Origin of the sequence: Neorhodopirellula pilleata (genome assembly GCF_007859915.1) — a bacterium.
Classification (GTDB): Bacteria; Planctomycetota; Planctomycetia; order Pirellulales; family Pirellulaceae; genus Rhodopirellula; species Rhodopirellula pilleata.
Genome location: NZ_SJPM01000002.1, coordinates 279,355 through 293,267 on the forward strand (window position 1 = coordinate 279,355; position 13,913 = coordinate 293,267).

Here is a 13,913-nt window from a genome sequence, read left to right on the forward strand (position 1 = left end):
GTGATTTTAATCCAAGAATCCGACCAAGTCTTGACTGCGGCTGGGTTGCTGCAACTTGCGGACGGCTTTGGCTTCGATCTGGCGAATCCGCTCTCGCGTCACTTTGAATATGTGGCCGACTTCTTCGAGCGTGTAGCTGTAACCATCGCCGAGACCGTAACGCAGTTTGATGATCTCACGTTCGCGATACGACAACGACTTCAACACACCGGTAATCCGCTGGCGCAACATCTCTTGGGTCGCCCCGATTTGCGGGCTTTCGGCGGTTCCGTCGGGCAACAAGTCGCCGAACTGACTGTCTTCGCTATTACCGACCGGCCGATCCAGCGAGATCGGGAAACGGCTCATCGTCAAGACACGGCGAGCTTCTTCGATTGTCACGTCAGCGCGTCGGGCGGTTTCTTCGATCGAGGGTTCCCGGCCGAGTTCTTGCAGCAAGGCGCGGGCGACGTTGCGAACGCGGCTCATCGTTTCGACCATGTGAACCGGAATCCGGATCGTTCGACTTTGATCGGCGACGGCACGGGTGATCGCTTGACGGATCCACCATGTTGCATAGGTGCAGAACTTGAAGCCACGGCGGTACTCGAACTTATCGACCGCCCGCATCAAACCCGCGTTGCCCTCTTGGATCAAGTCCAAGAACGACAGTCCACGGTTGCGGTATTTCTTGGCGATCGAAACGACCAATCGCAGGTTGCCTTCGGACAACTCACGCTTGGCCTGTTGGTATTCGCTGTAAACGCGGCCGAGCATGTCGACGCGGTTCCGCAACGACGTCGGGGTTTCTTGGCACGCGGTCAAGATTTGGCGACGTTCGTGCAGCAGTTGTTCGCGAACTTCACGACCATGCTTGGTGCGTTTCTGGTTGTGGATCAGTTCGTCGATTTCGTCCAAGCGACGTGAAAACTTCTCGAGCAATGCGATGCGGGTTTCGATCCGTTGGGTTCGCAAGCCGAGTTCTTCGATCAAACGCACCGCACGGCGGCGACGGCGCCCCAGCGCACGCCACGCCTCGGCGCGGCGACGTGCCGGAGTGCTCTTGCTCATCGCGACCTTCCAGTCGTGACGGTTACGGCTGAGTAGGGTTTGCAGCGTACGAAGGTTGTGCGGCAGACGGCCGACGATTTGTTCTTTCTCGAGTCGATCGGTCACGCTGACTTGAACGGTCCGGTCGAACGGCAACTGACCGCGGTAGACCTTCTTGAGCGTCTTGTAGGCTTCGACGAGGACGTAGTGGTTTTCGAGCAACTTGGTGCGAAAGCGGCGACGTGTTTCTTCGATCCGCTTGGCCAATTCGATTTCTTCACGACGGGTCAGCAACGGGATTTCGCCCATTTGCGTCAGGTACATCCGCACGGGGTCGTCCGACCAGGTATCGGATTCGTCGATCGCGATCAATTCATCGGGACTTTCCAGTTGCACCTGACCATCGACCACGTCGGGAACGCCGCCGTTATCGTCTTCGCCATCATCGACTGGCAACTTCCGGAAGTTACCGGTGACCACGTCCGCACTTTGGGCGGAAACGTCGTCAAAATCATCCATCATCGGATCGAACAAAATATTAACTCCTTCAAAGGGTCTGGTGTCTGGTTGGTTGCCGGCGTCCGTCGCGGCGGGCTTTCGAGCGAGTGAACTCGCCGGAAAGATGGTTTGATCTGAAGTCTCGCATCGAGATCCCTCGTTCGTGCGATGCGAAGGTCTTGGTGATGCGAAGGCTCGTGCACTACGAAACCTAGCGGGTCAATGATCAGTGGTCGGTTTTTCGAAAATCAGGGGTCGGCTTTGTGAAAAGCGGATGAAGCCTTCCGAGTCTAGTTGCTGTGAAATGCAAAACGAGTCCTAATTCGGGGCAGTTCGAGCGGTCTCGACTCCGCCACCGAGAAAAAGTCCGTAAATGGATCGTCGATTCTTCATGTACAGTCAACTTACCACCCGTAAAGTGCCAAATGAGATTCCCAGTGAATTTGGAAAAATTTTCCGACTAGCTAGTCATTTTCGTCTCGGTGAGTTGATCCGCTCAGGTGTGGCCAAAGAAGACTCGGGCCTCATCCGGACACGGCATCAATCCTTCAAAAACGAACGTCATCCGAGGCATCGGCCCTTTTCAGACGAACTAGCAAAAACGCAAACACCGACCGATGGGCGGGCCCATCGCCTGCGCTGCGCAAGCCATCTTGGCATGACCGAGTGACCACAAACCGGGTGGTGGGCGCGAACCCAAATCCATCGGGCTGCGAAGACGAACGACAGTTCGTTGTTGGTTTGTCGCGAATCATCGATCAAGATGTCCGCTCGGGTGTGAATGCACCTGATGGGAGCGACGGTTTGTGTGCTAACCTGTCGGGTTAACTTCGGCACTTCGTAATCTTAGTCACCGGGAAAGACGGGTCCACCCGTGCATGCCCTGAATTACGAGTGGATTCGGTTTTTTGTTTCGTTTTTCAGTAAGTGGTTTTGATGTTCGAATTGACCTGTCCCGAGTGCCAGTCCAAGGTTCCCGTCACCCCGGCCAAGGCCGGTGGCGAAGTGCCCTGCCCACAGTGCGACCGATCCATCGCGGTACCGAAACTTGGCGAACTCAAAACGCTCCCCCAAGTCCAAGATGCCGGTGCGGCGTCGGCGGACGTCGCCCCACGAGGTTTATCGGGCGGTCGCTCGATGGCTTTCGCGGCCCTCGGGGCGGTCAGTTTGCTGTGTTTTCTCGGGGCCGCGTTCTGCGGCATTAATTGGGCGACGATCGAAGTACCCGCCACTTCGCAAACCCATCTGGAAGGCCTGAAAGAAACCTACCAACAACTCAGCGCCGCCCGACTGATCCGCGAATACCAAGACATCACCGAATTTGGAGTCGATGTGCCTCATCCATACCCCTATCGAATGATCGAGCTGCGGAAACAAGCCTGGGGCAACAAAGCCATGGCGTTCGCCGCCGCCGGGTTGCTCGCGGCGGTACTGAGCGTCTTCGTCGGCCGCCGGACGTCAGCCAGCGGCGTGTTGACTTAGTTTGCCTCGTTACCCGAAGCGTCAGCGAGGGATATATAAAGAGGATTTAATGGCGTTGGATCCCTCGCTCACGCTTCGGGTTACGATTAAATCGCCAGCCCGGCGGCAGACTGAACCGTGGCTCCCTGAAGGGAACCTCAATTTTTTATGAAGTTGTCGCGTTTTTTCTGTCTCTCGAACGCGGACACTTGGTCAGATCGAATCTTCGGACTCGACTCTCACTTGCGACGCAAGACATACACGACGTCTTCGGTCGACGAGTCGACTTCGATCGGGTCGTTCATGTCGTAAGCGAAGTCGTATGTCGCGACGCTCTCCCACTTTCCGCTCGCGCCGATCAGCGCCTTCATTTGGGCCGGCGTGTAACTCCGCAGTCGCAACTCGTCGTTGATGCGAAAACTATCCCGCGGCGTGTGAACATCGAACCGAATGCCGAAACATTCCAAGCGTTTCTTTTTGTCTCGCGAGACCGTCCACATGTGCGTATTGATCGCCAAGTGACCGCGGCGGGCCGACCAAGATTCCGTTTCACTGGGCGGCACACTCGTCGGTGTTAAATGAACGCCTAACAAATAGATGCCGCCCGGCCGCACGATCTCGGCCATGCATTCGAGGTGACGACGTGCTTCCGCTTCGCTGCCGACGTGACGGAAACTGTTGATCGTGTTGAAGGCGACCTTGACCGGTCCGTCCTTGCGACGCGATGGCGGCAGGACGCCTTTGAAATCCTTGACGCCGAAGTCGCACATGTCTGCCACGATCGCCGACCCCGAATAACCGTGTCTGACCAATCGCTCGTTGCAAAACGCGACCGCCTTGGGATTCAAGTCCAATCCGCAAACCGGGTATCCCTTTCGCAACAACGCGTACATCAATCGACCTGTCCCGCAGGCGGGTTCAAAGAACCACTGCTTCGCTTGGTCCTGCGACTTGGTCACGAACGCTTCCTCGCATGTCAAAATGAACTTGGTTTCCGCCGCCACGTCCGCGCCGAAGACCAAGTCGTAATACTTGGGGTGATCGTAGATCGATTCGTCGATCGTTCTCATCGGATCGGTTCCAATCCCAGGCCACGACGCAACACCCCGATCTGTCCGGCGTGGAGACTCTCGTGCATCGGGCAAAACAGCACCGCGCCGAGCTTGCACGGATAAACTGCGTACGGCATGTCGACCGGTTCGAGCAGCATCTGCGGTTCGATCATCGTGATCTCATCCATCGCGAGTCGATGGACCTCGGCGAGCTTGTCGAACAACTCGTCGGGCGAAAACGCCCCGTCGCCGCCCGCCGGCGGAGTCCCGCCGCGACCATAGGTTTTGCGAAGTTTGCCGGGGATCAACTCGAGGTCTTCGGGCCGCCGGCCGCGCATGCGAAACATCAACAACCCGTACTGGCTGACGGCGAGGTGACCGACCTGCCACGCGACGTGGGTGGGAAGACCCGCCGGCGATTGACACCACAACTCGCGGGGCGTCGCGGCGAGCAGTTCTAACGTGTACGCCCGGGCCCATTCGATCTGACCGATGGCAGCCTGTAACATCGTGGCCGCTTCGTCGACCGTGGGCATGATCGGGGACGGCGACTCGGCGGTGGGAATGACATTCATGACGCAAGTTTTAATGGCGTGCGTCGATCGTGTCACGTCCACGTCACTTGTCGAAATGGATCGAGCACGAATCGGTCTCGCATTTCGGCTTTCCGCCAAAGAATTTCGTCGAGATCCAATACCGCCGCTTGGCCACTTGGTGATACATCCATCGCCACAACTTCGCCGACCCAGGCAGGTGCAAAACTGGCGCAGCCCACCAAATCGCCGGCAACCGGCGACTAAGGTAGCGCACCGCGTCGGCACCACCGTGACGATTGCCATCGGTATCAATAACGAACATTTGGTTCATCAACTGCTCACGCGTCAAATCCCCGTACCGCTCGGCCACCCGGGGATCATGCAGTGACAAAAACGCCAACCTCCCCCGCCCCCAATCGAGCCCATGGAGTCGCTGGACCTGAGCGGTGCAAAACGCACAATCCCCGTCGTATATCACGACATCCCGGTCCACCCCCGAGCCCGAGTGAGCATCTGGATCCGGCAACCCGTGCTCGGTTGTTTCGCGATAAGTGGGTTCGCCGTCCGGCAAAAGGAACTCCAATGAGAGGTTGGTAAATCGTAGAGCGGCAACGCCGCGAACTTACAAGCCCGACGCGCAACGGCGTGTTGATCTAATCGTAACCCGAAGCGTGAGCGAGGGATTCAACGCCATTTAATCCTCTGCATGTATCCCTAGCACGCTTCGGGTTGCGATGCGAACTAAATCAACACGTTGGTAAGCGAGCGGATCCACGTGCAAATGGACCGAATCCGCTCGCTTGCGCGTCGGGCTTGTATCAAGGTCGCTAGGATAACGTTATCCGCGACGAGAACTGATGCAACAAGTTTGTTTGCGAACAAGCCCTGGCTGCTACACTATAATCAACCGGCGACAATAAGCCGCCGACAACGACTTCACGACCCCCCCAAGGCTTTGTCATGACATCGGAAATCCTCGCCAAAGTCGATTCGGCCCGACGCCGGCTGATCTTGGGCCGTTTCGGACGTACATTCGCGATCACCGCCTTCGTCGCGATGCTCGTCAGCACCGTCGCGATCGCCGCCATGGCCGTCGTGCCGCTGGAGCGACTCACCGGATTCATGCAAATGGAATCCGGCGGGGTTACGCCGCAAAACTGGATCGCGTTTTGGTTGATCGGTACGCTCGCGATCGCCTTGCTCTTTTCCGTACTCGACACTTGGTACCACGCCCCGAGCCGTCTGGACGTCGCCGCCGAAGTCGACCGGCGGTTCGGATTGCGGGAACGACTCAGCAGCACGTTGGCGGTCACCCAAGCGGACTCCTCCGCTGCGGACTCTCGTTCAGCCAAATCTCCGCTGAGCCCCTCGCCGTTCGCCGATGCCCTCACCGCCGACGCGTCGAGCCGCGCCGCGAAACTGCACATCGCCGATCAGTTCCCCCTGCGGGCGACCAAGAACGCTTGGATGCCCTTGTCGCTCGTCCCGATCCTGGCCGCCATGATCTTGGTCGTCGAACCGGCATCGCTCGTCGACCAACCGGCCGCCGCGAACGTCGACGCTTCCGAAGTCCGCCAAGTCAAAACCGCCGCAGCCGATTTGAAGAAACGTTTGGAACAACAACGCAAAGCCGCCGACGAGAAAGGACTCAAGGAAGCCTCCGAACTGTTCCAGAAAATGGAACGCCAGCTCGACCAAATCACCAAGAGCCAATCGCTCAGTCGCAAGGACGCCCTGATTCAACTCAACGAACTCAAAGATCAAATCCAAGAACGCAAAGACCGGATCGGATCGCCCGAGCAACTCAAGCAAATGCTCTCCCAAATGAAAGGGATTGAAGGTGGCCCGGCCGAAAAGATCGCCGACCAAATTCAAAAAGGAGACTTCGGCAAAGCCGCCGAGGAAATGAAGAGACTCGCCGACAAGATCAAGAAAGGCGAACTGAGCGACCAAGAGAAAAAGAAGCTCGCCGAGCAAATCGAAAAACTCGGCGACCAACTCAAGAAAGCCACCGAACAACACGAGCAGGCCAAACAGGAACTGCGTGAAAAGATCGAACAAGCCAAAAAGGAAGGTCGCAGCGAAGACGCCGCGAAGATGCAACAAAAACTCAATCAAGCCGAAGCCGCCGACGCGCAGATGAAACAAATGCAGCAGATGTCGCAAGCGATGCAGTCGGCCGCCGACGCGATGCAACAAGGCGACTCGCAAGCCGCCGCCGACGCGTTATCGGAAATGTCCGACGAGCTGGGCGACATGCAGGCCGCGATGAGCGAACTGGAAGACTTGCAATCCGCCCTCGATGACCTCTCGCAATCCAAGAACCAAATGGGCTGCAAAAGCTGCAACGGCGACGGCTGCCAAAACTGCATGGGCAACGGCCAAGGCGAAGGCGACAAACCGGGCAACGGAATGGGCAAGGGAGCCGGCAAAGGCGATCGCCCCGAAGAGGAGACCGACACCAACGCCTACGACACGCAGGTTCGTGGTGACGTCAAACGGGGCAAAGCGATCATCGCCGGATTCGCCGACGGGCCCAACCGCAAAGGCGTCACCCGCGAAGAAATTCAAAGCGTGATCGAAGCGGCAATCAGTGAAGACAGCGATCCGCTCGAAGACCAAGTCTTGCCCCGCGAAGAACGCGAACAAACACGCCAATACTTCGATCGACTCCGCGAAGGATCCTAACCCAGTGCGCTCGCGACCTTCGAACCTTTCCGTCGCCGTCGCCATCATCCTGCTCGCGTTGGTCACATGGCGGGCGGCCTGGTTGTTTGCCGGCGTCCCCGACTCGACCGCTCAAGCCGATACGGCCCGAGATTTGGCGACCCGAGAACTGGGCGCGTTGAACTTAGCGACCCAAGAACCTGCCGCGAACGCTTTCCGGATTTCCTTCGCCGAGCTGCCACTGGGTTTCGACGAACCCTTTCAGCTTCAGCAAACCGGGCAGATGATTTGGGATCCCGGCGCGGCGATTTGGATCACGCCCGGTAACGACCAACAACCCGGCTGGGCAACCTGGGACGACAACGGCAACGGCAAAATCGACGAACCGGCGGAACTGGGAGCCGCCTGGAGCGACGATTTCTGCGTCGTCGAAAAAGACGGCCAATCGCAACAACCCTCCGGCCGCATCATCGACCATGGAGCCTACGTGCCGACCTCGAAGAACAACGGCGACCCAAACGCCATTCGAGTGAAGGTGCTGTATTCAGCGATTGCGAAATAAAACTTCATCGTCAAAATTTTGGTAGTGTGGCGAATCTCGGTCGCGCGATTTGTGTACCAGCTCGCCTGGCGATGCAGGTCGAGGTCCGTGCGGCTTTCGGGCCAACGGCCCATCCGTTTGCCTAGCCCAGTCCGAAGGACTGGGTGATGGATAGCACGTTATCATGAAGGACCAACGGTCCGACCGTTTGCTCATGTCGCTAGTAAACGGCGGAACCTTCGGCCCTTCGTCGTTTCGCACACTGACCGCGACGCCGTGACACGGATCATCGGTTCGCGAACTGCTAACAAACTCGAGATCCAGGCTTACCATGATGCTCGATCCTGAACCATCTGAAATGCTTGATCACCACGAATTCGGTCCTGGCGCCAAGCCGGTTCAGGGGAAATATGCCAGACGCTACGAACAAGGAACGAATGTGGTGCTCCTGGATCCCGATCTCGCAAAACGTTTTCCAACATCCGTGGCGGTAAATGACGCTTTGAGGCACTTTCTTCAACTTGATCCAAAGACACCAACGGACGGATAGACAATAGCCGAATCAAGACGTGCGGTTTCGTTAAATGAATCGATTGACAGTGCTGTATTCAGCGATTGTGAACTAATCGCCCAGCGTCCACGAGTTTGATCTGCGTTCCAAGAAACGATCCGCAAACCAGCTGTTTCAATCAGCCGACGGGCGTTAGCCCCGGTTTTCCCGACACAACGACGAGTGGCGATGCGGATAACGGAATCGAATGCGAATGACCCAAGTCGACCGTATCACACGAAATGCTCTCGGTTGGGGCGGATGACCAGTGAATCAAGACCCTTGGCAGCCATCGCCTCGAGCAACGGCTGCATTCCATTAGCTAATTCGAAGTCGCGTTCTTCGGTGTAGAGCGGAACAACGTGATAGAAGTAGTTCTGAGTGGCGTCGCCGGGCTGAGTGGCGTCGCCGGGGTCAGATTGGGTTTTCGGTTTTCAGGCCCAGGATGCATTCGATGTCGTTGATCGAATCCCTGTATCTCTTCGATTCGGCCATCCGCTGCGTCGCTCGGCGGATCAAGTTGGACGAGCTGTCCGGATGCGACAACCCGAAGCGTGCCGAAAGACGCGACAGCGGCTCGCCCGTCCAACGATGACACAAGAGAGCCGCTTTCTCCCTCCCAGGTGCCTGACTGCGAAACCCTACGTATTCTTCGGGGTCCACGTCATGGTAGGCAGCGGTCGCCAAAATGATCTCATCGGGCGTCGTCGCTTTCATGCGTCGACTGGTGCGTTGGCGACGCCGTTCATCTTCTGTCTCCGCCAAAACAACCATCCGCTTCAAGAACGCTTCGCTCCCTAACACCCAGCCTCGCAGAGCACCGGCAAGGGGATTTTCGGGGATCTCCAGCCCGGCTTTCACGTACCTGCGGTACGCGATGCTGGCATCCTTACCGCCGTTGGCGGCAGCCCAGTAGGCGTGAAGCTCATCGTAATGGATCCAATCGACTCGCGCGGCTTTGCGTGCGTAGCCGGGATAACTGCTGTGCTTCCACTGATCGGGCATGGCAGCCAGCGGGCGAGTTCCTGAGCAGGGATTGAGGTGAATGTAGCGACTGAGACTCCAGAAATAACCGGCATCTTCGACCAAGAATGCCTTGTATCGACCTTGAAAGAGATGACCCACCCGGCGGTTCCGCTTGGCGTACCAGTTGGCGTATCCCGAGAGCCAGTGTTGCATTCCCCGGCTCAGATTCGGCTCCGGGGTTTGTAACAGGACGTGGATATGATTGGGCATCCAACAAAACGCGAATACCTTCCAGCCGCTCCGCGTGACTTCATCCTTCAGCCCGCTGGTCAAGCGTTCGTAGTGGCCTTGGTCGTGAAAGATCGGTTTGCGTCCATCACCTCTGGTGACCAAATGGTAAATCGCACCGGGGAATTGAACGCGAAGCTGGCGAGCCATGGAACAAGCTCCAAGAGGAATCCGAAGTGAGTCATTCAGATTCTACGCTAGTCAAAACCGAAAACCAAGCCTGACCCCGGCGCGAGCCTTTCCCGAGTTCAATCGAATCGTCGGAGCTTACGTCGCGAGTGTCCGGCGTGATTTGGTTGTCACGCTCATAACCGGCTTTCGCTTTCCAGTTGTCCACACGGAAACCGGTTTTGTCACCGAGTTCTGATTTCGGGGTTGGAAATGCCAAGACGGCGATGTCTTGGAAATAGTCATCTCGCAGATCCTTAGGACGTTGCAGTTTGACATCAAGCTTGGTCGGCCCGGCCACTTGCTGTTCTGTCCAGACAACATTCTGCATCGCATATTCGGGAGTGATCCAAGGGCCGCCGCTGCTGGACCAACCGGCACAGTTGTGATAGCACACTTCCAAGCCAAGCCGATCAGCTTCCTCGAGCGTGTGTTTCATCAGCCGACGCCACTGCGGGCCCAAGTATTTGACGGGGCCCGGCGACATGTTGCGTTCGATTTGAAACGCTTGAAAGCCACCGATGCCGCTGCGCTGCATCGCTTCCAAGTCGGCGGTAATGCCTTCGGCCGACACGTAGCCATTCATCCAGTGCCACCAAGTGTGCGGCTTGGCGGAATTGGGCGGTGATTGAAAGTTCTGCTTGAGGTCGTCCTGGGCTGAGAGGCCGGGCGCGGCGGCAGCGAGCAGGATGATGGCGAGAAGGTTTCGTAGGTTGTGCATGTTGTTGAAGTCAGCTTGTTCGCAAGGCGATGTTCGAGTTGTTCTTTTCTTGTCTCAAAGTTACGTAAGCTTCCAGCTTGCAAAAAGTGGCATAAGCTTCCAGCTTGTGGTAGGCAGCACACGCTTCCAGCTCGTAGAAACTGGCGTAAGCTTCCAGCTTGCGGTCGGCAAAATTCGCAAGCTGGAAGCTTACGCCACTTTTAAACTCGCCACTTGTTGTTCCTGCGATGCTTACTCAATGCTACGGGTCAGCATCGCTTTGATTTCCACCGGCGTAGCGACTTTGTTGCCGCCACCGTCGGCACCGGTGATCCACCAGTAAACCATGCCGGCGTCCGAGCAATCGAAGTGGCCCGTTTGAAACTTCACCACGCCGTCTTGTTCGGCATAGGCGAGTTGTTTCCAGATCCACTGGATGCGTGCGTCGGCATGATCCTTGGCCCAATCCCATGACGGGATGTCGGCTTTCAAGTACACGTTCTGGTCGCCGATCTGATGTTCGGTCACGCCGAAATCCAGGATCTGTTGCCACGAGAAAAAGTCGCCCGTGTTGTCGTTGGCCGGATGGTGCGAGACGACATGAACGTGGGCAAGTTTGTCGGCATCGGCGGCTTGCAGTGCATAGCCGATGATGTCAGGCTCGCCGGCTTCGATGATCCACAGCGGATCGGTTTTCGACGACGCATTGATCGCGTCGCGAAGATCGTCCACGGCCGCTTGTTGATCGGTGCGGCAATTGAAATGGTCGGCCAAGTTGGCGAACGGCCCATACTTGGCGACTCCGTCGTCACAAATTTCCTGCAAGACTTTTTGTCGCCGCAGTTCGTCGGCGGGCGCGATCCTTGCGACTGGTTTCAAGTCACACGAATGCGAAAGATGCACCAGTCGATCGTTAAGCCCCGACGCGTGCAGTAGCCCAAAGATCACCGCCGTCGCACCGATGTCATCGGGGTCGGGCGAATTGCCATCGGCAACGATCGCTAGGCGACCGGCGGGCGGTTGGATAGTGTTTTTCAGCGTAGTGGATCTTGTTAAAGATTCTGACGCGCGGGGATCTTTAACAAGATCCACTACGTCAGGAAAACTTCGCTGCGCCGAGTCGAGTTGTTCCGCACTGGCCGTCGCGGGAAGGAACGTCACGCCCATCCAACGTCCGCGACTGAATTCGCTGCCGTCGGCCGAACCGATCGTTGCGGTGATTTCGATCGTTTCGCCTTGCTTGATCGCAACCTTCGAGAACGCTTTGGTGAACTTGCTGCCCAGTTCAAACGTGTCCAGACTCATCGGACAGGTGAACGAACCAAGCGTCTTATCGCCAATCTTGATGTCGAAGATACTCTCGCCATCGTTCTCGCCGACCGCGTGAAAGATGACCGTGTAGGTTCCATCCGCAGCGGTGATCTTTGCCGATGCCGTCGCGGTCTTGGCCTGGTTCGGGTTGATGGCCAGCCACGTCTTTTGATCGACATAGAAATCACTGCCGTCAATGGTGAACTGTGGCGCGGGCACTCGCACCGTTGCTTCGGGCAAGGCGGCCAGCGGAGTCGGTGCGGCGTCGGGCATGTCGGCTTGAACGTAGCTTGCTGACAGCGTTTTCAGTGGCGGCGCGGTGCCGGTGTGGACGGCGGATGTCGGACCGAGTCCGTCGGGCCGATAGTCGCGATCGAGGGCCAGCACGAACTTGTCAAACTCAAGACCGTCTTCGCGGATCGAAAAATGGATCTGGTGCTGGCCGGCTGAGGGAATGTCCAAGTACAACTCGAACGGAACACCGTCGTGGGCCTCTTCGGTTCGCTGGCGACTTTCCCAAGCCCAACGTCGTTTGATGATCGTCTGCCAACGGCGGCCGGATTCGGGCCACTGACCATTCAGGCCAACGTGCATGCCGTTGTCTTCGGAGTTCGTCGAGTAGTGACGCACCCAAACGTAGTAACGGCCCGTCTGGCTGAAGTGGACGTTGTACGTCAAGACGCCGGCGAGTCCCGGGTCGTCAAAGAAGTTTTCGTTGTAGACGAGCGTTTGTCCGTGCGACCAACGCGAATCGGGAAGGGCTTCCAAGTACGATCCGCCGCTGGCATCATGCAAGTGCGGCGTGTCGAGGTCGGGTTGGACGTTGTGGATTTCGTTTTCTTCGACGCGAAACCAAGCACGCACGTCGTCCTTTGTTTGGCTGAGAAAATGTTCGGCTTCGACCGCGACAATGCCACCGACTTCGTTGAACACCAGTTCCGAATTCGCAATCGGCTGCGTCATTGCCAGCGCGGGTTGCGGCGACTGGCTGGCTTGGTACTTGTATCCCACTTTGGCAGCGTTTTGCACCTTCGATTCGCCGGCGGGAATCGGCGGTTCGCTGTAGCCGCGTGAGAGAGTTTTCGGCGCGGGAGCGTTACCCGTTTTGACGACCGGGTCGGGGCCGCGGCCATCGGGGACGTAGTCGCGGTTGGACGCGAGCACAAACTTATCGAACTCGAACCCGTCTTCGCGGACCGAGAAATGAATGCGATGGTCGCCCGGTTGATCGATGTCGAGATACAGCTTGTAACGAACGCCGGTGTGGACTTCGTCAGTGCGCTGGCGGCTTTCCCAAGCCCATTTGCGTTTCTGAGTCGTTTGCCAACGTTGTCCCGATTCCGGCCACTGGCCATCGAGTCCCACATGCAGCCCGTTGTCTTCCGAGCCGGTCGACAAGTGACGAACCCAAACGTGATAGCGACCGGGATGGTGGATGTAGACGTTGTAGGTCAGCACGCCCGCCGCGCCGGGATTCGAGAAGTAGCTTTCGCCGTTGACGATCTTGTCGTCATGCGTTGCCCGCGAGTCGGGCAGGGCTTCGATGTAACTGCCACCGCTGGCACCCATCAAGTGCGGCCCGTCAGGATCGGGTTGAACGTCCGGCACTTGGTTTTCTTCGACGCGGTACCAAGCTCGCACATCGGCAATGTCCTGGGCCGCAAAGTGCTCGGCTTCCACGGCAACGATGCCGTCGACTTCTTCAAACACAAGACCAGGATCAACGATCGGTGATGACAAGTCCTGGGCGGATGCTTGGTGGGCGAACCAAATCGAAACGATCCCCGCGAGTGGGATGATGAAGAGTTTCATGGTTTGTTTTTCGGATGTCGTTGATATGGTTTCTTGTGCTGTTTACTGACTCAGAGTACGAAACAGAAACCGCTGGTGGCATCAGCCTCTGGTTGTTCGCGCAGATTAACTTCACCCTCCCTCTGGGAGGGTCGGCCCGCTTCGGGCCGGGGAGGGTTACGCGCTAAATCCAGCGTGTAGCCCTCCCCTCGCTTCGCTCGACCCTCCCAGAGGGTGGCCTGACGAATCGGTGCGGAACTGGGTAAAGCCGGTAAGGATTTGGAACGCGAAAATGGTCGCTTGTTTCGCATCATTTTCGACTTTCTGATTTTTAGAATTTGTATACCGGATGGTG

The 13,913-nt window shown here is 57.4% G+C and carries 11 protein-coding genes and 1 pseudogene; 4 read left to right on the forward strand and 8 right to left on the reverse strand.

The features are described 5' to 3' along the window. Nucleotides 1–6: 6 nt before the first annotated feature. On the reverse strand, nt 7–1,563 hold the full coding sequence (locus tag Pla100_RS06210; protein WP_146576828.1) for a sigma-70 family RNA polymerase sigma factor: 1,557 nt from the start codon (nt 1,561–1,563) through the stop codon (nt 7–9). Nucleotides 1,564–2,463: 900 nt separating this feature from the next. Between Pla100_RS06210 and Pla100_RS06215 the strand changes: the two genes are divergently transcribed. Continuing rightward, nucleotides 2,464–3,009, forward strand: a complete 546-nt coding sequence (locus tag Pla100_RS06215) for a hypothetical protein (protein ID WP_146576829.1) — start codon at nt 2,464–2,466, stop codon at nt 3,007–3,009. Between the two features lie 218 nt (nt 3,010–3,227). Here Pla100_RS06215 and Pla100_RS06220 read toward each other — a convergent pair whose 3' ends face one another. From Pla100_RS06220 to Pla100_RS06230, 3 genes are read right to left on the reverse strand one after another with little or no spacing between them, the layout of a single operon-like run. Then, complete coding sequence (locus Pla100_RS06220) at nt 3,228–4,058, reverse strand: class I SAM-dependent methyltransferase (protein WP_146576830.1); 831 nt, start codon at nt 4,056–4,058, stop codon at nt 3,228–3,230. Then, nucleotides 4,055–4,615 carry a DinB family protein gene (locus tag Pla100_RS06225; RefSeq protein ID WP_146576831.1) on the reverse strand — a complete coding sequence of 187 codons (561 nt, stop codon included), beginning with the start codon at nt 4,613–4,615 and terminating at the stop codon, nt 4,055–4,057. Before Pla100_RS06225 ends, Pla100_RS06220 begins: the two co-directional genes overlap by 4 nt. 43 nt (nt 4,616–4,658) lie before the next feature. Continuing rightward, complete coding sequence (locus Pla100_RS06230; protein WP_146576832.1) at nt 4,659–5,159, reverse strand: thiol-disulfide oxidoreductase DCC family protein; 501 nt, start codon at nt 5,157–5,159, stop codon at nt 4,659–4,661. Nucleotides 5,160–5,536: 377 nt separating this feature from the next. On the opposite strand from Pla100_RS06230, the gene Pla100_RS06235 reads away from it, so the two are divergent. The 3 genes from Pla100_RS06235 (at nt 5,537) to Pla100_RS06245 (ending at nt 8,334) form a co-directional block, all read left to right on the forward strand. Continuing rightward, nucleotides 5,537–7,264 carry a hypothetical protein gene (locus Pla100_RS06235; protein ID WP_146576833.1) on the forward strand — a complete coding sequence of 576 codons (1,728 nt, stop codon included), beginning with the start codon at nt 5,537–5,539 and terminating at the stop codon, nt 7,262–7,264. 4 nt (nt 7,265–7,268) lie between these two features. Beyond that, a complete protein-coding gene (locus Pla100_RS06240; RefSeq protein ID WP_146576834.1) occupies nt 7,269–7,805 on the forward strand; it encodes a hypothetical protein in 537 nt (178 codons plus the stop codon). Between the two features lie 310 nt (nt 7,806–8,115). Further along, nucleotides 8,116–8,334 carry a hypothetical protein gene (locus tag Pla100_RS06245; protein ID WP_197167736.1) on the forward strand — a complete coding sequence of 73 codons (219 nt, stop codon included), beginning with the start codon at nt 8,116–8,118 and terminating at the stop codon, nt 8,332–8,334. A gap of 233 nt (nt 8,335–8,567) precedes the next feature. Here Pla100_RS06245 and Pla100_RS32390 read toward each other — a convergent pair. The 4 genes and pseudogenes from Pla100_RS32390 to Pla100_RS30370 all read right to left on the reverse strand — a co-directional run. Continuing rightward, nucleotides 8,568–8,696, reverse strand: a pseudogene (locus Pla100_RS32390) (hypothetical protein); the annotation flags it as partial. A gap of 52 nt (nt 8,697–8,748) precedes the next feature. Further along, the gene (locus Pla100_RS06255) at nt 8,749–9,738 is read right to left on the reverse strand and encodes a transposase (RefSeq protein ID WP_146576835.1); all 990 of its coding nucleotides are present in this window, start codon (nt 9,736–9,738) and stop codon (nt 8,749–8,751) included. 31 nt (nt 9,739–9,769) lie between these two features. Next, nucleotides 9,770–10,477 (reverse strand): glycosyl hydrolase, encoded by a 708-nt coding sequence (locus tag Pla100_RS06260; protein WP_146576836.1) that lies wholly within the window; start codon nt 10,475–10,477, stop codon nt 9,770–9,772. 231 nt (nt 10,478–10,708) lie between these two features. Beyond that, nucleotides 10,709–13,579 carry a hypothetical protein gene (locus Pla100_RS30370; protein WP_197167737.1) on the reverse strand — a complete coding sequence of 957 codons (2,871 nt, stop codon included), beginning with the start codon at nt 13,577–13,579 and terminating at the stop codon, nt 10,709–10,711. Nucleotides 13,580–13,913: the final 334 nt, after the last annotated feature.